The sequence below is a fragment of the Croceitalea rosinachiae genome, assembly GCF_031846445.1.
Taxonomy (GTDB): Bacteria; Bacteroidota; Bacteroidia; order Flavobacteriales; family Flavobacteriaceae; genus Croceitalea; species Croceitalea rosinachiae.
On the sequence record NZ_JAVRHR010000001.1, the window covers coordinates 662167 to 681584 of the forward strand.

Below are 19418 nucleotides of genomic sequence, written 5' to 3' on the forward strand. Positions count from 1 at the left end.
TTTTCAATCTTTCCCAAAGATTAGCGTTTTTTACCCTACTTTTGCTTACTTATAATCAATCTAAATAAAATAGGTGGCGACGGTAGCTGAACTTAAACTTGGTCAAAAGGGCATCATAAGAGAATTTACCGAATCTCCACTACCCATCAAACTTTTAGAGCTTGGCTGCCTACCTGGCAATCTGGTAGAACTTGTGCAAATAGCTCCGCTTAGCGATCCTATCTATATTAACGTAAACGGGTCGCACATTGCTATTCGTAAATCGATGGCGGCGCAAATCAAACTCGATATTGTTGAAGATTCCCTTTTATGAGCAAGAGCATTAATGTCGCACTTATAGGAAATCCAAATACTGGCAAAACCTCAGTTTTTAACCAGCTTACGGGTCTCAATCAAAAAGTTGGTAATTATCCTGGTATTACAGTCGAAAAAAAAGAGGGTATTTGTAAATTACCTCGGGGGGTCAAGGCACATATTCTCGATCTTCCCGGCACATACAGTCTTAACACCACATCATTAGATGAAAGTGTGGTCGTCGAATTATTGCTGAATAAAAAGGATAAAGATTACCCAGCTCTTGCGGTGGTTATCAGTGATATTGAAAATTTAAAGCGAAACCTACTGCTCTTTACTCAAATAAAAGACCTACAAATTCCTACGATTTTGGTCATCAATATGGCTGATAGAATGTCTCGAAAAGGCATTTCTGTTGATATTGAAGAGCTTGAGAAAAAGCTGGATACAAGAATTGCTTTGGTAAGTACTAGAAAGAACGAAGGTATTGATCGGATCAAAGAGTTAATATCCGAATATAAACTCCTTTCAAAGAAGCCCAATGTAAATACGTCGCGTATAGCCCCAGAATATTTTGAACGCCTTAAGAGCGCTTTCCCTAATGAAGACCTCTATAAGCTTTGGTTGGTGATTACACAAGATGTAAACTTTATGCCAATTGAAAAAAAACGCATACAGGATGCTACTTCATTTTCAACCAAATCAAAAGAAGAGCTTAAAAGGTTACAGCACAAAGAAACGGTGCTTCGCTATCAATTCATTAATGGGGTTCTAAAACAAACCTATAAAGTCGATATTCAATCTGCAAAAGGCTTTAGGGCTACATTGGACAAAATACTTACCCATAAAGTTTTTGGATACTTCATATTTTTAGCCATTCTATTGCTTATTTTTCAAGCTATTTTTGAATGGAGTTCTTACCCTTCAGATTTTATTGACGAACAATTTTCAATCGCCAGTGATTGGATTAAAAACACCCTACCTTCAGGGGTATTTACTAATTTATTGGCCGAGGGTATTTTGGCCGGTATTGGCGGAATCGCAGTTTTCATTCCTCAAATCGCCTTTTTATTTCTTTTCATTTCACTTTTAGAAGAATCTGGCTATATGAGTCGCGTAGTCTTTTTGATGGACAAGCTTATGCGGCCTTTTGGTCTTAGCGGCAAGAGTGTAGTACCACTTATTTCTGGTACTGCATGCGCCATACCAGCAGTAATGGCAACACGTACTATTGAAAATTGGAAGGAAAGACTAATAACCATCCTCGTGGTACCTTTTACCACCTGTTCTGCAAGACTGCCGATCTATCTTATTTTAATTGCACTCGTAATTCCTAAAGGTAGTTTTCTGGGGTTTGGGTATCAAGCACTGACTTTATTGTTGCTTTACCTATTAGGTTTTGGTATGGCCATTTTTTCGGCAATGTTACTGAACAAATACTTGAAGATTCAGAGCAGGTCGTTGTTCATGATAGAAATGCCCACCTATCGTCTGCCCTTATTTAAAAATGTATTTTACACCGTAGTCGAAAAAACAAAAAGCTTCGTTTTCGGTGCTGGTAAAATCATCTTAGCAATTTCTATAGTACTTTGGTTTTTAGGCTCGTATGGATTTTCAAATGAATTTAAGAACGCTGAAGAAATCGTTATCAAAAGAATTGAAGATGAAGGCTTAAACAATTACAGTAAAAATTACATTAAAAATAGTACGATTGCTTTGGTAAAGTCACCAGATGAAACCGTAATAACTATCACAAAAGATTCTTTGGATACCATAAAAGAACTTCTCACAAAACGTGCTAAAGCCCAAGAGATCGCAAGCTATAAATTGGAGCATTCCTATATTGGTTATTTAGGAAAAGTAATTGAACCGGCCGTAAAACCTTTGGGCTATGATTGGAAAATTGGTATTGCCGTATTGACTTCTTTTGCCGCTAGGGAAGTTTTTGTGGGCACTCTGGCCACCATTTATAGTGTGGGCAACGATGAAGAAGAAACCATAAAAAATAGAATGGCCGCCGAATTGGATGAATCTGAAAACAAGCCTTTGTTCAATTTGGCTTCTGGCATCTCTTTAATGTTGTTCTACGCCTTTGCGATGCAATGTATGAGCACCTTAGCCATTGTTAAGCGAGAGACCAATTCTTGGAAATGGCCCTTATTTCAACTCGTTTTTATGAGTGCTTTTGCGTATCTTGTTGCATTGACAGCCTTTCAAATGTTAAAATAAATGGAAATAGTTCAACAAATTCTGGTTTATATCTTCTTGGTTGTAGCGGCTGGCTATTTGATTAAAAAGTTTTTTCTTCCAAAGCGATTAAAGGCCAAGAGCCATAAATCTTCAAAAAATTGCGGACAGTCAGATTGCGGTTGCTCATAGCCCAGTACTATTTTACCTTTTTTAGTAGATTTTTAGATTTTCTTTTAAAAATTTAAAACTCCCTTGTAACCTTTTGTACTTTTCTGACTATATAGTTACGAACACCAACAAAAAGCATGTTGCCAAACGACGAAACTGACGAAAAATTAATGGCCGAGGTAGCCTTAGGGAATTTAGATGTACTCAAGGTGCTTTTTAATCGTCACCATGTACACATATTTAATTTTTTATACAAAATGTGCGGAGACAAAATGTTGAGTGAAGATTTGACCCAAGATGTCTTTTATAAAGTGATCAAATACCGATCTTCTTATAAAAATGGAAAATTTATCTCTTGGTTGTTCACCATAGCAAGAAATAGTATGAAAACGCATTTTACAAGAAATAAAGAGTTGCATGATGATATCGAGACCGTTTCACACCAGCTTACCGCCGAACAAAGGGAGCTGCAAGAAGATTACTCTCATTTGCAACGGGCATTGAACCAACTTGAAGCATCAGATCGAGAAGCTATCGTATTGCACCGGTTTCATGAAATCAAATATAAAGAACTGGCCGAAATCTTGGGTTCTACACCTGGGGCAGTAAAAACGAAAGTGAGTCGGGCCTTAAAAAAGCTAAAAACAATATACCTACAAAATAACTGATTATGAAGAAAGAACAAATCATCGCTTCCATACCAGATTATTTGGATGGAAAGCTAGACGAAAATCAGAAGAAAATTATACGAGAGCACCTTCAGAATAACAAAGCCCTTTCAAATGAACTGAAGGAATATGAATTGCTTTTAAATGCTTTTGATAATGAACAACCTGTTAAACCATCTAAAAAATTAGAAAAGAACTTTTTACAGCTTTTAGAAGAAGAAAAGAACAATATGGTTAAAGTGGTTTCAATTGATGCGGCGAAAACCACAAATACCAAGAATTGGTTCTCTGGTTTGATGAAAGTTGCTGCAAGCATTGCCTTATTGATCGCCGCCTTTACATCAGGCCGTTATTTTCAATCCGAAAAATCTAATGTCACCATTGCGTCAATTGAAAATGAAAGTCTACGCCTAAAGCAAACTACAATGATTTCGCTTATGGAAAACCAATCGGCGAGCAAACGCATTAAAGGAGTTCAATACATACAAGATTTTGAAAACCCAGATGAGGCCATTGTCAATGCATTAACGAACAGAATGCTGTATGATAAAAACACCAATGTTAGGTTGACTGCCGTAGAGGTTTTATCAAGATTTACCAATTCTCAATCCGTAAAAACAGCTTTTATAACTGCTTTGGGAACAGAAAAAGATCCCAGTGTACAAATTGCCATCATTCAAAACTTGGTCAAGACTCAAGAAAAGAAGGCTGTTGAACCAATGAAAAAACTATTGGAACAAGAAGACACTCAACCTTTTGTGAAGGATGAGATAAACCAAGTATTATCAGAAATCATATAAACATCAAAAAGCGAAAATCATGAAATCAGTAACAAGTATTTTATTTATCTGTGCATTTATTTTTAGTGCAAACGCGCAATCGGACTACACCAAGTCATTAAGTGGTGTAGAATGGGTTAAAATTGAGTCAAAATCGGGAATTATTTTAAAGACTCATGACAAAAATGAACTATTAATCAAAGTTTCGTCGAAAAAATCAAAACCTGAAAAAGCTAAAGGCCTGAAACTTGTAGGTGCGGGCGGTACTGACAATACCGATGTTGGTTTTAACGTAGTACCAGACGGAAACAATTTAATTGTCAAAAGTTTAAGAAGGTCGGAAAAAGCAGAAATTTTTCTCCCAAAGACCCAGAACGTTGCAGTAACCAATTCTTGGAACGGAGACATTTACATTGAAGGTTTTTCAGGCGAGGTTGAAGCAAACGCTAACCTAAATGGAGGATTAAAAATGACCAACCTATCTGGTCCGGTCACCGCGTACTCTTTAAATGAAGGTATTGAGGTATCATTCGATAAAATCAGCCAAGATGCCCCAATTGTAATTCGAACCACTAACGGTGAAATTGATGTTAAACTTCCTGGAAGCACTCCAGCGGACTTAGAACTAAGTTCATGGAATGGTGATATTTACACCAATTTTGATTTAAAAAGACCAGATAAAGATGGTTTAGAATCTGTTTCAGGAAAAAATATAAAAGGTGCCATAAATGGTGGTGGTGTCAATATCAAGTTGAAATCTACCAATGGAACTATTTATCTAAGAAAAAAATAATCTAACAATCAAAGAACAAACAGTCATGAAAAATTTAAAGTTAATCCTACTATTCAGCTTTATTTGCACAGCAGCATTAGGACAGAAAATCATTGAAAAAAACTTTGATTACAACAATCAGCATATTGACCTTGACGTAAAATTTGCCAGAAATATAGAAGTAAAGACCTGGGACAAACAAACCGTATATTTTAAAGCAACTATCCTCATTGAGGATGACCAATTTATCGAAAAATATGATATTGATTTTCAAGAATCAGATAACACTATTACCATAAAAGAAAAAGCAGAACAAGTATTTAAAGCCATGCAAAATTATGGTAGAAAAAATGATAAAAATAACCTTCGATATTGGTACAATTCTGGAGACCTATGTAAATTCAACTACATCTTATATGTTCCTAAAAGTGCTGATTTTAAAATTAGTAGTATTAATGGTAGTATGAAAGCGGAACGTATTGAAGGTGATTTTACTGCCGATTTAATCAACGGAAACATTGATATTAAAGACTACGCAGGTAACCTTGACCTAAGTACAATAAATGGTGAAATTGATTTAAAAGTATCCAACACCAAGTTTGTTGCCGAAACCATACATGGTGATATTTATGCAGATGAAAATCTAAACATTGTCGCCCATGACAGAAATGTTGGCCAAAAAGTAGAAAGTGGCGGCAGTAATTTCAAAAATCGCCTTAGTCTAAAAACTATAAATGGAAATATGTATTTGAGGCAATAGTGAAATTGTTAGTTTACGTATAAAAAAGGCGCTGCGAAGGCGCTTTTTTTTATGTTCTCCGCAAAATCTTATCATTCTGTCAAAAAAACGTAACTTGTTCCTTTGGGTTATTCAACTATAAAGACTTTTTAATTGAAAATACATTTGTACTTAAGGTTCGTTCCATTTTTATTTGCCTTAATTTTATTCTGCTTCTTTACAGGGTGCTCTAGTTCAAATGATGACCCACCAACTGATATCGTAGTTGAAGAACCTGAATCAAATGATCCAGAACCCATAGACCCTAACAGGCCATGGAACTTGGTTTGGGAAGAGGAGTTTGAAAGCAACCTTTCTGCATGGAATATATGGGAAAGCGGTGCTTTTAATAATGAAATTCAATATTATCGCCCAGAACAATTGGTATTAGAGAATGGGATTTTAAGCATTAATGTTCAGCGAGAAACAATAATTGGTGCCAATAACCCTTTTGATAGTACTGATAAAGAATTCGAATATGTTTCCGGCAGAATAGAGACGAAGGCAACCTATGGGCCTTCAGGTGGAGATGGTGAAACAGAATACCGGTTCATGGCCAGCATTAAATTCCCTCCTGGTAATGGTATGTGGCCGGCCTTTTGGTCTTATGGAGACCCTTGGCCCACTAAAGGAGAAATTGATATTATCGAGGCTCGTGGAAATTTGCCCATGGAGTTTTCTTCCAATATCTTTTATGGAACGGAACCTAATATCCCGCTGACCAATAATGATAATACCGTTGTTGAACATGAATTAGAAGTTGATATTACCGCCGATTTTCACACCTACGAACTTATATGGACTTCGAATAGTCTAGAAATCATCTTTGATGATGAAAGTTTACATAAGTATAATGCCAATGGATTGAACTTTATTACGTCTTTATTCAATCAAAAACAACAAATCGTACTGAACACTGCAGTAGGTGGGTTCTTTTTTCCAGGAACTTCATCTTCTAGCTATGTTGATACTTCACAAATGCAGGTTGATTGGGTTCGCGTTTATAAAAGATAACGAATCTATTAAAGTGAAATACTAATGGCAGTATCTTCATAAACCTTAAAAGCACAGTCTTTATACTTTGGTGGCCCGAAAGCTCTCATTTTAGCTTTTGAGAACGCTACTTTTTCTTTGGGTATTCCAAGCCAATTGGTGTCTAATTCATTATTACCATTTTCATCATAGAAAAGGGCTATTGCGTACTCGCCATTGGGTACTTCTTTGACCTCTACTATGGTAGTACCTTCGATGGCCTCTGCAGTGCCCGATACAAAAACCTGGTCAAACTTTAAAAAAGAATCATCACTCTTGTATACCGCTACGCTAACCTTACCCTTTGAAGAAGGTACATCTTTTATATTGACCGTAATCTTATTTTGAGCAAAACAAAGTGCTGAAAAAAGAAAAAAATAAGTAAGAAGCTTAATTTTCATAGCACACTGATTAACAATACTTATTTAAAACTCTTTTGTCGATGAAATAGTATGATTGACAAAGATAAAAAGACCTTGTCATTTTACTTAATAGCCAAGCTCAATTTATCGAATACTTCTTGTGTTTTTAAGCTATCGGTAAAATTCAAATACAATACTAGAGAATCATGGTGTTTTAACTGTAGTTTTTGTTGCCATAAGTCATCGACAAACACATAGGTTTTTCTCTGGGTCAAAGAATCTATAAAAACCCCCTTCTCTTTTGCCAACCAAGAAAAGCCATTTTTACGCTGCATTTTTGGTAGTTTTTGAACCATAAGAACCTCATCAATCTCTTCAACTGGTATTCGTTGTTTGTAAATACCAGAGGCTATCTGAAAACTTCCCTCCTCAAACTTTGACCAGTTTTTATAATGCAAGACAAAAGCCAGAATGCAACCAACAAAGGTTAATACTATTACAATATTCCAAAACCAGTTTTTTCTTTTCATTTTAAACTTTATTCAACATATAGCAAAGAGAAATACTAGAATCCACCAGTTACTTTATTCCCTTTTATCACTCCGATATTTATCAAACCAAGTGACCGTATGTGCGATTTTGGTAATTAAATTACTCGGTTTGCTCGCAATACCATGACTAGCTCCTGGTATTTCCACCAGAACAGTCTCAATTTTTCTCAATTTTAAAGCATGATATAGTTGTTTGGCTTCGCTTGGAGGGGTACGCAAATCGTTCATGCCGACCATCACCATTGTTGGGGTCTCTATATTACCAACAAGTGAAAGGGGAGAAAATTTCCAATACCCTTCAAAATTTTCCCAAGGCTGACCAGGGTAGCGCGAATTTGCATACCCAAAGTAATTATCTGCAACTAATGTTTTACTGATCCAGTTCATAACTGGTTTGGCGACAACGGCAGACTCAAAGCGATTGTTTTTTCCAATCATCCATGCTGCCATAATGCCCCCAGCACTGCCTCCAGTAACAAATAATTGGTCTTCATGGGCAATTCCCATTTTTATGCAATGGTCAACCCCATCCATAGTATCATCATAATCTTGACCGGGGTAATTGTTGTATAGAAGGTTCCCAAACGCTTCACCATAGCTGGTACTACCCCTTGCATTGGGGTAAAAAACTATATACCCTTCTGAAGCGTAGAGTTGCATTTCTATTGAGAATCTGTCTCCATAATTTAAAATTGGCCCCCCATGGTTTTCAACCATGAACGGATACTTTTTACTAGCATCATAATTTGGCGGGTAAACCACCCAACCTTGAATATCACGATTATCAAAAGAAGATTTATACCATACCTCTTCTACTTTGCCTAGTGTTTTATAATCGAGTAATGCCTTATTTAAACTGGTTATTTTTCTTGGTTTCTTTTCTTTGGAACCAAGAATGGCCAACTCGGCTGGATAATTTGGTCTTGAATGCGTGTAAGCGATGGTTCCATTGGACGAAACACTATACGAACCACTTCCGTATGGACGGCCCAGTGTCGTTCCTCCCCTATTATCAGCAAGCTTTGTTACTTTCCCTGAAAGCGAAACGTGTCCAATCTTTCCATTGCCCTTATCATCATAATTAAAATAGAGCCCACCACTTTTTGCATCCCAACGAATACCAGAAATAGAACGGTCCAAAGCATTAGAGATGGTTCTTTTATTGCTGCCATCTACATCCATTATCTGCAATTTTCTTAGTTGGTAGGCTTGTACTTTATCTTCATAGCCCAAATAGGCAATATATTTTCCGTCGGGTGAAACTTGAGGACTATAATCTGGCCCATTTCTATCTGTTAAGGCAACAATATCACCACTGCTTGCGGCAACGGAATAAATTTCACTATTTCGAAAACGATACTCCCAATCATCCACTCTATTTGCTGAAAAGTAAATCTTAGAACCATCTTTAGACCAAGACAGTGTTCCTCTATGATGCCAATCTCCAGAAGTTATTTGCCTGGGCGCACCACCATCTGCGGGGATGGTAAAAATATGGTTGAAACCTGGTTTTATATAGCCTCTGCCATCAGCTTCATGGTATACCCTATCCGTAATTCTAGGTTGATCTGCCCATTTAGCACCCTTTGGCTTTTTGGGCATCTTGGCTATTACAGGGGCAGATTTTTCCACATTCATAGAAAATGCTAGTTGTTTTCCATCTGGCGACCACGTCAAAACGCTTGGGCTAAATGGTAATTGCGAAATTTTGGCAAGTTTACCAGAGCCCAACCAATATATATAAATTTCGGCACCTTCATCGGTACTGCTACTAAATGCTATTCTATCGCCTGTTGGCGACCATGTTGGGCTACTCTCACTCACTTCCCTAGATGTCAATTTTTCGTGTTGGCTACCGTTGGTTTTTATCAACCAAAGGTTACCCCAACTACGGTCTTTCATCACATCAAAACCCATTCGACGATACACTACCCATTCTCCATTTGGTGAAATTTGAGGGTCTGAAACGTATTGTAAATCAAAAACATCTAGGTAAGAGAAGTTTGTTTTTTGGGCTTGCCCATTTAATGTTAGCAAGCATAATAAAATAAATACAGGAAGCTTATTCATGGTTATGTAATTAATAATCTTCTAAAGATAATTAATGCAGAAATCACTTAAAACATCTATTCTTAAACTTTATCAATTATCTTTAAAGCAATAACCATTCCGCCAATCACTTATGAAGTTGAAAAAGATAAAAACTGTCCGACTGATAGGTATTCCTGATATACTGATCGCTCTATTTACCCTAAATATTATGCAAATGCAAAGTAAGTTCTCGGTGAATTCAAGATTGGACTTTACTATAAATCAAGACGAACCCTTAACCGTAGATTAGTGCCAAAAAACAACAGACATCTACTATTAGTGCCAGTACTTGTTTTCTTTTTATTGACCATAACCAATTGCGCCAAAAATAGTAATTCTAAAGGCTTTGATTATGGTACAAAAAACGATAGTGCTCGCATGTATTTTCAAAAAGGATGGCAAGAAATTATGGACTATGGCCGTTGGACAGCGTCAGAAATAGCTTTTAGAAAAGCGCACAGTTTAGACCCTAACTGGGCGCTTGGAAAAAGCATGGTAGGGCGTATTACCCGTAATTTAAAAGAACGACAACAAATTTTGAAAGAACTCCAAAAAATCAAACATAAGGTTAAAGACGATGAACGCCTACTGCTCGATGTTAACATCTTAAGCCTTATAGCGGCCAACAATAGAGGTCAAGGCCTAAAAAATACCAAAGAACTTCATAAAAATAGATGGGTATTGGCAGAAAACAATTTTGGGATTTTTGCTCAAAAACATCCCAAAGACAATTATTTCAAAGCGGAATATATTGAGGTATTACATTTAAATCATGGAGCGCAGACTGCATTAGATTCATTAAAAACATTAGCCACTTCTAAACAAATGGAACTGGGTTTTTTTATAGCATATGAAGCTTCTTTGCAGCTCGAATTGGGAAATCTAAAAAAGACAGTGGAACTTTTAAAAAAACTTGAAGCCATACAAACTGATACTACATACAATATTGCTTTAGTGTTACGTGCTAAAATCTTAAAAAAACAAGATAGTATTCAAGAAGCACAAAATGTAATTGATCAAGTAATAAAAAAAGATACCAATCACCTTATCGCAATGGGATTACGGCAAGAACTTAAAAAAATATTGAAAAAATCATGATCAAATTCTTTAGTAAAATCCGCAAAAACCTACTTGCTAAAAAAACGTTTAGAGAATACCTATTATATGCCTTTGGCGAGATAGTATTGGTCGTCGTTGGTATTTTGATTGCGCTTCAAATCAATAATTGGAACGAACAGAAAAAGCAAGAAGAAAAAGAGCGTGCTTTTTTAAAAGAAATTAATTTAGATTTTAAATCGAATAAAGAACAATTGGATTCCATTATTGATTTCAACAAAATTAACTTTCATGCAGGTTCGAGGCTATCGGAAATTTTAAAAGCCTTTGATTTTGAAAATCCGAAAAGAACGGAGACCAATTACAAAATTGCTGACAGTATTCAGTATTACAATGATTTGATTTGGAGAAATAAATCTTTTAATCCTAAAAATGGCACCGTAGAAGCACTCTTGAATTCTTCTTCCTTTGATTTGATAATAAACGATACGCTAAGGAGAAACCTCATCTCATGGAAGGATGTTCTAAATGATTATTTGGAGGAAGAGAAACTTGCAATGAATTTTATATTCTATGAGTATGGGCCTTGGGCAAGAGCGAGTTTTGACCCCAACAAAGATGATGACCCCGAAAATACAAAAGCGTTATTTAGCAAGCGACATAGAAACTTTATCTACCAAAGAACCGGAGATTTACAAAACGTTTTATCCGCAGTGAAAGCAGAAGGTATTGTGAACATGATCAATGATATTATTAGACTAACTGAATCAAAGACCGATGATTAAGTTCTTTCGCCATATCCGTCAAAAACTATTAGCTGAAAACAAGTTCAGGAAATATCTTCTCTATGCCATCGGAGAAATCGTTCTTGTGGTTATCGGTATTCTATTAGCACTTCAAATCAATGCGTGGAGCACCAATAAAAACGAACGTGCTAAAGAGCAGCTCTATTTAAGAAGCTTTCAAAATGACATTGAGGTAAACCTAAGTGAACTGGAACGCGTTATTGAAAAATCAGGGTTCACCATTTCAGCTACTGATTCCCTACTGCGCTACGCGGTCGGAGAGATAACCATAGAAGATTTTCAAATGGTCGAAGATTTAATTATGGAATCTGCCAACTATACTATCTTTTTAAGCCAAGAAGGAACCATAAACGATATTTTTGGTTCTGGTGATTTGGCATTGATCCAAAATGAATCCATAAGAAAATCAATGGTCAACTGGGTAGCCAAACTGAAGTATCTGAGAGAGTATGAGTCCTTAGGCAAGAACAGTCAATTGCAGTTCATTAATTATCTTGAATCAGAAACGCCATTTTATAAACTATCATTACAAAATCCATTTATTGACAAAGAAACCAATGACAAACTCATGTACGACCAACTTTTTTTAAACCTTGTAGGTAATCAAAAGCATATGGCAACGGTACTTAATGGTCTTTATAAAGAGACCATCTCTGAGATGGACAAACTGTTGACCAAAGTCTCTTCATCCGAAGAATAACAAAATGATAAAATTCTTTCGAAAATTCCGTAAAAAAATGCTTCTAGAGAACAATTTCTCTAAATATCTGCTTTACGCAATCGGGGAGATTGTTCTTGTGGTTATCGGTATTTTAATCGCGCTACAGATAAATAATTATAGCGAACACCAAAAAGAACGGCAAAAAGAGCGTATCCTGCTCGGTAATTTGGTCAATGATGTTGCTTTAGATATCCTACAAATAGAGAACAACACCAATCTTTCAAGGGAGCGACTTGGTCGTTTGGACAGTTTGGTACAACAGTTAAAATCTCCAGATAGTGTCCGTTCGTTACAATTTATCAGGCAATCCTACGAATTTGTAGTCGACCAGTACTTTAAGAGTAATAGTGGCATATTTGACGAGGCCGTTTCATCTGGCCATATGAGTTATATTCAAAATGAATCTCTACGGCAAAATGTCTTTAATTATTACCGCAATGCCAAAGAGACCTATACCGATGGTACGACCCGACAAATTACCGATGAGTTCATTACTCCATTGTTGGTGGAACATGTTTACCTTCACCAAGAAGGCCTGGAAATGTTAGAAATGAACATGAGTGCCGTCTCCCCTCTAAAAAAAATGGACCTTCGTCAGTTGGCCAATAACAAGGACTATTGGAAAATGGTCTTGTTAAAATTTGGGAGCAACCAAGAACAGATGATCCGCTGGGGAGGTATAAAACAGCGTGCTGTGCAATTAAAACAAGAAATTGACCAAGAACTTGAAAGATTAGAACAATGATCAAACTCTTCCGCCGTATCCGTCAAAAATTACTTTCCGAAAACAAGTTCAGCAAATACCTCCTATACGCCATTGGTGAAATTATCCTTGTTGTTATCGGAATTCTAATTGCTCTGCAGATCAATAATTGGAATGAAGATCTCAATATTGAAAATCAGCGGGAAAAGTTAATCGCAGCTTTACATTCGGATGCCCTCACAACTGATAATCGACTGGACTTCGGATTGCAGATGGCCAGTGATATCAATCAAAAATTATCCCATTTTCTTAAAATACTAAGTAGAGACAATACAACTATTTCTAGGGACACTTTAAAAATCTATAGCAGCTATATTTTTCAAGTGGCCAATTTTAAACCAGCAATGTCTTCATACGAAACAGCAGTTTCTACTGGAAATATTGCCTTATTGGAAAATGAGACACTACTTTCACAATACATTCAATTTAAGGACGATTACGACTGGTTTAAACTGCACCAAGATATCTCTGGAAATATGGTCTATCTAGGCAGTGTATGGGAATTCAGAAAAAAATTAGGCTCTACCAATTTGATTATGAAAAATATGGGGGTTTACCCCAAAGACTTTGAGCTTAACGATACTGATTTTAGGGCAGTGTTCAAAGAGAAGGAAACATACGCTACGTTTGAAAGTATGCAATGGTTGGTACGTAATCAATGGGAAGCTTTGAACCGTGCACAAATGGCAAACAAAGCAATCATGGAAACACTTACAAGCATGCAGAACCAGTGACAATGCAAACACTTAACATAACTAATGAACTTTAATAATAAAAAAGTATTAATAACCGGTGCTTCGCGAGGTATAGGTAAAGCCACGGCCCTAGCCTTTGCAGAGAAGGGAGCTACCGTAGGTATCAATTACAGGAGTAATACGGAACAAGCACAAAAAACCTGTGCTGAATTGCCAGGCAATGGACATCACCTTTTCAAATATGATGTATCAAAAAAAGAAGAAACCGAAGCTCTTATCAAAGATTTCGTTTCACATTATGGTAAGTTAGATATTTTGGTGAACAATGCTGGAATTTCTATTTTTCATGATATTGACGAAGTAGATTTTGAGCACTGGACCAATGCCTGGGAGAATACTTTTAAAACCAATCTTTTTGCTGTCGCCAACACCAGTTATTGGGCAGCACAAGCCATGATGAAATCTGGAGGAGGACGCATTGTCAACGTGTCCTCAAGAGGAGCTTTTCGTGGTGAACCCACCAAACCAGCGTATGGTGCTAGTAAGGCTGCCATGAATGCCATGAGTCAATCTTTGGCAAAAAAACTAGCTCCTTATAAAATATATGTTGGTGTGGTAGCGCCTGGTTTTACAGAAACTGAAATGGCGGCTGTCACCCTAACCTCTGCAGAACGTGAAAACCTATTGCGAGAATCTCCTTTTCAACGCATGGCACAACCAAAAGAAGTGGCACATGCCGTATTATTTTTAGCCTCAGAAGGGGCTGAGTATGCTTCTGGCACCATTATAGATGTGAATGGGGCGAGTTATTTAAGAAGCTAATTTCTAAAAAACTCCTTTCCCTGGTTAGGGAAAGGTGGATTCTTCCTGCGGAAGAAGACGGAAAGGGTAGTTACCCAAGAATTAATCCCTTCCGTCTAGGCCAAGCCTAGACACCTTCCCTTGATAAGGGAAGGAGCTACAAAACATTAACTTGACATTGTGAAAAAACATAATAGACCTGAGTTCAAGAATAACCGTAAGAGCCTGAGAAAAAAACTTACCCCAGCCGAAGCCTACCTTTGGAAACAAATTCAACATAAAAAGTTAGAGGGAAGAAAATTCAGAAGACAACACAGTGTAAATAGATACATTGTTGATTTCTACTGTGCTTCAGAAAAATTAATCATAGAACTGGATGGCCAAGTGCATCTGAATTACACAGCAGCGGCAAAAGACGAAAAAAGAGACTCTTATTTAACAAATCTAGGTTTTAAGGTGCTACGATTTGAAAACAGGATGGTCTTCGAAAATTTATCCTCAGTTTTACAAGAAATTACAGAACATTTCAAATGAAAGCAGCAACGGTTTCACAACTCAAAAAAGAATTACAACATCGCAATACGGATGAACTATTACAATTATGTCTGCGACTGGCCCGGTTCAAGAAAGAGAATAAAGAATTGTTGACTTATCTTCTGTTTGAATCTGACAGTGAAGCTGGTTATATAGAAACGGTTAAAGCAGAAGTCGACGAACAGTTTGAACTCATCAATACCAATAGTTTTTTTTACATCAAAAAGAGTGCGCGAAAGATTTTAAGGACGCTCAAAAAATATATTCGATATTCTGGCAACAAAGAAACTGAGGTAGCTCTTTTACTTTATTTCTGTGAAAAACTTGGTGATTTTAATCCTTCCATAAAAAGAAACACCACCCTTATGAATTTATACCAACGCCAAGTGGACTATCTTGAAAAAAAGATTGGTCTGTTGCATGAAGATTTACAGTATGACTATGGATTGCTTTTAGAAGAATTAAAACCTTAAAGGTCTTTTAATACTAAAATCTGCTTCACCAATAGACTTGCCCTTTATAATATTGGTATCCCAATCTTGGGTAATCTTCCATTGACCATCCAACTTTTCAAGCACAATATGAAATTGACCATAACTGAACGTGGTTTCATTTTTGCTATTCTTAAAACCAATTCTATAAAACCCCACTTCATAAGAGGTGGTCTCATTTGTACGTCGGCTATCAAACCAAAAATCTAAAGTGATGGATATACCCTCTTTTTTATTCTGCACAAATCGTTCTAAATTTTTAACTTTAAAGCTATTCTCAGTATCAATACCTTCAGGGGTAACCCTTAGCACATCTTCGGCATAAGTAGCATTCAAAGCTTCTCCATCTAAGGTTTCAAACGCCTTTTGAAAGGGTTTCCAAATAGTACTGTCAATTTCTTTTTGGAGTAGTTGAACCGATTGGGCACTCGTATTGAATGAAATCGCTAAAATGGAAAAAATTATAAGTTGTCTCATGTGACAAATATAGTATTATTTGATTCTGACAATAAATCGAACTTTTTCAATGCTGTTCTTTTTTAAATAGTAAAAAGACCAGCCCCAATAAAACCATTATGGCACAACCGTACATGGTAAAAGGAATATTTTCATAGCTATTTTGATAATACCATCCAGAAAATAATGCTCCCAAACCAATGCCTGCCTCTAAAGCTATAAACATGGTAGAAATGCCCCTGCCCCGCTGTTCTTTTGGGCTCAAATCCACCGTCCAAGCATTTAATGCTGGAGACAAAATTCCCATACCCAGTCCATAAATACTTGCCGCGAATAACAGGCCAAATTTTGTTTGAAGAATACCCATTAACAAAAGTGAACCGAACAAAATCATTAACCCTATAATTACAACGAATTTTCGGCCCATTTTATCAGAGGCTTTACCTGCCAAAAAACGAATTGTAAGTGATGCTATCGTAAAGGATATAAAAAAACTTCCTTTATTCTGAAAACCTAAATAGTCGCTCCAATCGGGAATTAATGTTAGAATCATACCAAATGCAAAATAGGCTAGAAAAGTAATTGTAGCCGGTTTTATGACATCGATGGAAATAATATCTTTTCGCGAGATTTTGAGCATATCCATTCTAAAACGAGCTCGTTCACTAAGGGTTTCATGAAGCTTTAGAATTAATACCATGGCCAAAAATGCCATGACCGAAGAGCTATAAAACAATATCTCATATGAATAATAAAGCTTAATGGTACTTCCAATAGCTGGCCCTAAGGCCAAACCACTTGTAAAAAAAACACCTTGTATACCAAAAGCCTCCCCCCAACGATTGGCAGGTACGATATCTGAGACATAAGCTGCTATGGCCGTTGGGGTAAAACCTGTAGAAAAACCGTGAACTAAGCGTAAGAACAAAAAGCCCCCTACCGTAATCAAAACGGGATAAAGAAAACCACAAACAACACAAACTACCGCACCAAAAATCATAACAGGTTTTCTGCCAATACTATCTGTTAGCAACCCACTAAATGGTCGAGATAAGCCAGCGGTTAGGGTAAATAGGGCTATAATAAACCCTATATATTGTGATCCCCCAAGGCTAGACAAATAACCTGGCAGTTCAGGTATAAGCATATTGTAGCTACTAGAAAAAAATAAAGAACTTAAACATAATAGACCAAATCGCAGATTGTAAATAGGGTGGTTCTTTTTCATTTTAAGTAATCGTATCTTGCTAGAATATAAGAATTGGATAAAGAAAATACTGTTTTTTGAATCTTAAAAGGACATTTGTCCCACAAAGAAAATGATACGTGTTAATTGTACTTTTTTGGACTATATCGTTAAATTAAAAGCATCGGGGTCAAATGACTCGATTACAGAATACGAGGCCGTAGTTGGAGAAAAAATAATCAGCCAAAAAACGAATGTGCAATCCATCTATTTGATAAAAAATGGTCTGGCCAAATGTTACCTCACCGAGGATACGGGAAATGATTTTATTCAAGAATTTTTTGGAGCAGGCGAAGTTTTTGGAGAAATAGAATTGATAACGAATGAAATTAGCTTTTGTACCATTGAAGCCTTAGCACCCACTACCTATTTTAAAATTCCGAAAAAGACTTTTAACCAACTATTAAAAGAAGATGCTGTTTTTAACACCTTGCTTCTTCAGTTAATGGCCTCAAAAATTAAATATACCGCCCTTCGACATTCTTACAACCAGTCTCATGCGATTGAAAAAAAATTGAGAAAGCTGCTTAACGAACTTCCTAATCTGTTTCAAAAAATATCGAAAAATGACATTGCGAACTATTTGGGAATAACCGTTAGAAGTTTGAATAGAGTACTACCAACCCTAGACACTACCCCAACCCTACATCAAGGGTCATCATCACAATAAAACCCCCGATAAAACCAAGCACAGCAACATCTGAATGTTTGTCTTGTTGGGTTTCGGGTATCACCTCTTCCACTACTACAAAAATCATCGCACCGGCCGCAAAAGCCAAAGCATAGGGCAATATGGGCTGAAAGGTAATTACGGCCCAAGCTCCAATGACTGCAGCTATGGGCTCCACCAAAGCGGAAGCCTGACCGTACATAAAACTCTTTCTTCGGGTCAATCCTTGTCTTCTCAAGGGCATAGCAACGGCAAATCCTTCCGGAAAGTTCTGCAAGCCAATTCCTAAGGCCAACGCCACCGCACCACCTATGGTTGCTCCATCAAAACCCGCGGCCACCCCACCAAAGAGCACCCCAACAGCTAATCCTTCAGGAATATTATGCAATGTAATCGCGAGCGTAAGCAAAGTTGTTCGGTGCCAAGGCGATTTGATCCCTTCAGCTTCACTCTCTTTAAAATTTAAATGCAAGTGCGGTAAAACCTTATCTAAACCAAAAAGAAAAAATGCTCCCAATAGAAAGCCCACTGCCGCGGGAATCACCTTTACAAAACCTTCGCCCGGACTCATTTCTATACCTGGTGCCAGAAGGCTCCAAAAACTGGCGGCAACCATGACACCACCGGTAAAACCAAGCATAGCATCCATAACGGCCCTGCTTGGGTTCTTAAAGAAAAAAACAAGCGCCGCACCGGTAGCGGTCAAACCCCAAGTAAAAAGGGTGGCATAAAATGCTGCTAAAATTGGATTAATAGATTCAAAATAGGTAATGACTTGTTCCATGGTTATTCTACTTTAACATACAGGTTGGTCGCAATTTGATTTGAAATTTGAAGCTCTTTATCCCCAATTTTAATCCGAAGGGAATCATCAAAAGCTTCTTTTTCAAGAATATGAATCTCGTGCCCTAGAGCTATGTGGTGCTTATCTAAAAATTTTAGAAAGGCGGCCGAGGTATCTTTCACCCCAACGCAAACACCAGATGACGGTATGGGCATTTCGCTCAAAAGTTGTTTGTCACGTTCAGAAAACTCCCCATTCTTAGTGGGAATAGGGTCTCCGTGCGGATCGTATTTTGGAAAATCGAGCAACTCATCTATCTTATCAATAAGCTTCTCACTTTTTATATGTTCTAATTGTTCGGCTACCTCATGTACCTCATCCCAAGAAAAATCAAGCTTTTTCACCAAAAACACTTCCCAAAGACGGTGCTTTCTAATAATTGACAGGGCTGTTTTTATTCCCAAATCGGTAAGGGAAACCCCTTGGTAACGCACATAATTTAAGAGATCTTTCTCTGCCAATTTTTTGGCCATATCAGTAACTGAAGAAGGTTTTGTGGCCATCTGTTCAGCAATCGCATTTGTAGAGATCAATTGTGATTGATTACCGCCCAAGTGAAATATGGTCTTGATATAGTTTTCTTCTGCCCGTGTCAAAAAATTATTTTTTCAAAAATACATTTTTATTTATAAAAACAAATTTTTAGATTT

Annotated in this window: 24 protein-coding genes; 17 read left to right on the forward strand and 7 right to left on the reverse strand. The window is 37.0% G+C overall.

The features are described from left to right. Positions 1–73: 73 nt before the first annotated feature. From RM706_RS03005 to RM706_RS03035, 7 genes are all read left to right on the forward strand, one after another. A complete protein-coding gene (locus tag RM706_RS03005; RefSeq protein WP_311349540.1) occupies positions 74–313 on the forward strand; it encodes a FeoA family protein in 240 nt (79 codons plus the stop codon). Then, on the forward strand, positions 310–2523 hold the full coding sequence (gene feoB, locus RM706_RS03010) for a ferrous iron transport protein B (RefSeq protein WP_311349541.1): 2214 nt from the start codon (positions 310–312) through the stop codon (positions 2521–2523). Before RM706_RS03005 ends, feoB begins: the two co-directional genes overlap by 4 nt. 266 nt (positions 2524–2789) lie before the next feature. Continuing rightward, positions 2790–3320 carry an RNA polymerase sigma factor gene (locus tag RM706_RS03015; RefSeq protein WP_311349542.1) on the forward strand — a complete coding sequence of 177 codons (531 nt, stop codon included), beginning with the start codon at positions 2790–2792 and terminating at the stop codon, positions 3318–3320. Positions 3321–3322: 2 nt separating this feature from the next. Continuing rightward, positions 3323–4120 carry a HEAT repeat domain-containing protein gene (locus RM706_RS03020; RefSeq protein WP_311349543.1) on the forward strand — a complete coding sequence of 266 codons (798 nt, stop codon included), beginning with the start codon at positions 3323–3325 and terminating at the stop codon, positions 4118–4120. A 19-nt stretch (positions 4121–4139) separates the two neighbouring features. Beyond that, positions 4140–4892, forward strand: coding sequence for a DUF4097 family beta strand repeat-containing protein (locus RM706_RS03025; RefSeq protein WP_311349544.1), 753 nt, complete (start codon positions 4140–4142; stop codon positions 4890–4892). A 25-nt stretch (positions 4893–4917) separates the two neighbouring features. Continuing rightward, positions 4918–5631, forward strand: coding sequence for a DUF4097 family beta strand repeat-containing protein (locus tag RM706_RS03030; protein WP_311349545.1), 714 nt, complete (start codon positions 4918–4920; stop codon positions 5629–5631). 132 nt (positions 5632–5763) lie between these two features. Then, positions 5764–6663: a glycoside hydrolase family 16 protein gene (locus RM706_RS03035; protein ID WP_311349546.1), complete on the forward strand. Its 900-nt coding sequence runs from the start codon at positions 5764–5766 to the stop codon at positions 6661–6663. An 8-nt stretch (positions 6664–6671) separates the two neighbouring features. Here the strand turns inward: RM706_RS03035 and RM706_RS03040 are convergent, their stop codons facing one another. The 3 genes from RM706_RS03040 to RM706_RS03050 form a co-directional block, all read right to left on the reverse strand. Further along, entirely contained in the window at positions 6672–7082 is a 411-nt protein-coding gene (locus RM706_RS03040; protein WP_311349547.1) for a DUF2141 domain-containing protein, read from the reverse strand. Between the two features lie 83 nt (positions 7083–7165). Continuing rightward, a complete protein-coding gene (locus RM706_RS03045; protein ID WP_311349548.1) occupies positions 7166–7573 on the reverse strand; it encodes a PH domain-containing protein in 408 nt (135 codons plus the stop codon). A 54-nt stretch (positions 7574–7627) separates the two neighbouring features. Beyond that, positions 7628–9664, reverse strand: coding sequence for a S9 family peptidase (locus RM706_RS03050; RefSeq protein ID WP_311349549.1), 2037 nt, complete (start codon positions 9662–9664; stop codon positions 7628–7630). A 118-nt stretch (positions 9665–9782) separates the two neighbouring features. Here RM706_RS03050 and RM706_RS03055 point away from each other — a divergent pair, with 118 nt between their 5' ends. From RM706_RS03055 to RM706_RS03095, 9 genes are all read left to right on the forward strand, one after another. Beyond that, positions 9783–9935 (forward strand): hypothetical protein, encoded by a 153-nt coding sequence (locus RM706_RS03055; RefSeq protein ID WP_311349550.1) that lies wholly within the window; start codon positions 9783–9785, stop codon positions 9933–9935. Then, positions 9935–10783, forward strand: coding sequence for a tetratricopeptide repeat protein (locus tag RM706_RS03060; RefSeq protein ID WP_311349551.1), 849 nt, complete (start codon positions 9935–9937; stop codon positions 10781–10783). The genes RM706_RS03055 and RM706_RS03060 overlap by 1 nt, the downstream gene beginning before the upstream one ends. Next, positions 10780–11526, forward strand: a complete 747-nt coding sequence (locus tag RM706_RS03065; protein WP_311349552.1) for a DUF6090 family protein — start codon at positions 10780–10782, stop codon at positions 11524–11526. Before RM706_RS03060 ends, RM706_RS03065 begins: the two co-directional genes overlap by 4 nt. Further along, entirely contained in the window at positions 11519–12247 is a 729-nt protein-coding gene (locus tag RM706_RS03070) for a DUF6090 family protein (protein ID WP_311349553.1), read from the forward strand. Before RM706_RS03065 ends, RM706_RS03070 begins: the two co-directional genes overlap by 8 nt. 37 nt (positions 12248–12284) lie before the next feature. Then, on the forward strand, positions 12285–13013 hold the full coding sequence (locus tag RM706_RS03075; RefSeq protein WP_311349554.1) for a DUF6090 family protein: 729 nt from the start codon (positions 12285–12287) through the stop codon (positions 13011–13013). Then, a complete protein-coding gene (locus RM706_RS03080) occupies positions 13010–13765 on the forward strand; it encodes a DUF6090 family protein (protein ID WP_311349555.1) in 756 nt (251 codons plus the stop codon). The genes RM706_RS03075 and RM706_RS03080 overlap by 4 nt, the downstream gene beginning before the upstream one ends. A gap of 24 nt (positions 13766–13789) precedes the next feature. Continuing rightward, the gene (locus RM706_RS03085; protein ID WP_311349556.1) at positions 13790–14548 is read left to right on the forward strand and encodes an SDR family NAD(P)-dependent oxidoreductase; all 759 of its coding nucleotides are present in this window, start codon (positions 13790–13792) and stop codon (positions 14546–14548) included. A gap of 159 nt (positions 14549–14707) precedes the next feature. Continuing rightward, positions 14708–15061: an endonuclease domain-containing protein gene (locus tag RM706_RS03090; protein ID WP_311349557.1), complete on the forward strand. Its 354-nt coding sequence runs from the start codon at positions 14708–14710 to the stop codon at positions 15059–15061. Beyond that, positions 15058–15534, forward strand: coding sequence for a hypothetical protein (locus RM706_RS03095; RefSeq protein WP_311349558.1), 477 nt, complete (start codon positions 15058–15060; stop codon positions 15532–15534). The genes RM706_RS03090 and RM706_RS03095 overlap by 4 nt, the downstream gene beginning before the upstream one ends. Here RM706_RS03095 and RM706_RS03100 read toward each other — a convergent pair. Both RM706_RS03100 and RM706_RS03105 read right to left on the reverse strand, forming a co-directional pair. Next, positions 15523–16029 carry a Cif family virulence factor gene (locus tag RM706_RS03100; RefSeq protein ID WP_311349559.1) on the reverse strand — a complete coding sequence of 169 codons (507 nt, stop codon included), beginning with the start codon at positions 16027–16029 and terminating at the stop codon, positions 15523–15525. The two genes, RM706_RS03095 and RM706_RS03100, sit on opposite strands and share 12 nt — an antisense overlap. Before the next feature lie 46 nt (positions 16030–16075). Beyond that, positions 16076–17236: an MFS transporter gene (locus RM706_RS03105; protein WP_311349560.1), complete on the reverse strand. Its 1161-nt coding sequence runs from the start codon at positions 17234–17236 to the stop codon at positions 16076–16078. Between the two features lie 115 nt (positions 17237–17351). On the opposite strand from RM706_RS03105, the gene RM706_RS03110 reads away from it, so the two are divergent. Next, positions 17352–17924: a Crp/Fnr family transcriptional regulator gene (locus RM706_RS03110; RefSeq protein WP_311349561.1), complete on the forward strand. Its 573-nt coding sequence runs from the start codon at positions 17352–17354 to the stop codon at positions 17922–17924. Here RM706_RS03110 and RM706_RS03115 read toward each other — a convergent pair. Then, positions 17887–18708 carry a ZIP family metal transporter gene (locus RM706_RS03115; RefSeq protein WP_311349562.1) on the reverse strand — a complete coding sequence of 274 codons (822 nt, stop codon included), beginning with the start codon at positions 18706–18708 and terminating at the stop codon, positions 17887–17889. The two genes, RM706_RS03110 and RM706_RS03115, sit on opposite strands and share 38 nt — an antisense overlap. Before the next feature lie 2 nt (positions 18709–18710). Beyond that, on the reverse strand, positions 18711–19364 hold the full coding sequence (locus RM706_RS03120) for a metal-dependent transcriptional regulator (RefSeq protein ID WP_311349563.1): 654 nt from the start codon (positions 19362–19364) through the stop codon (positions 18711–18713). Positions 19365–19418: the final 54 nt, after the last annotated feature.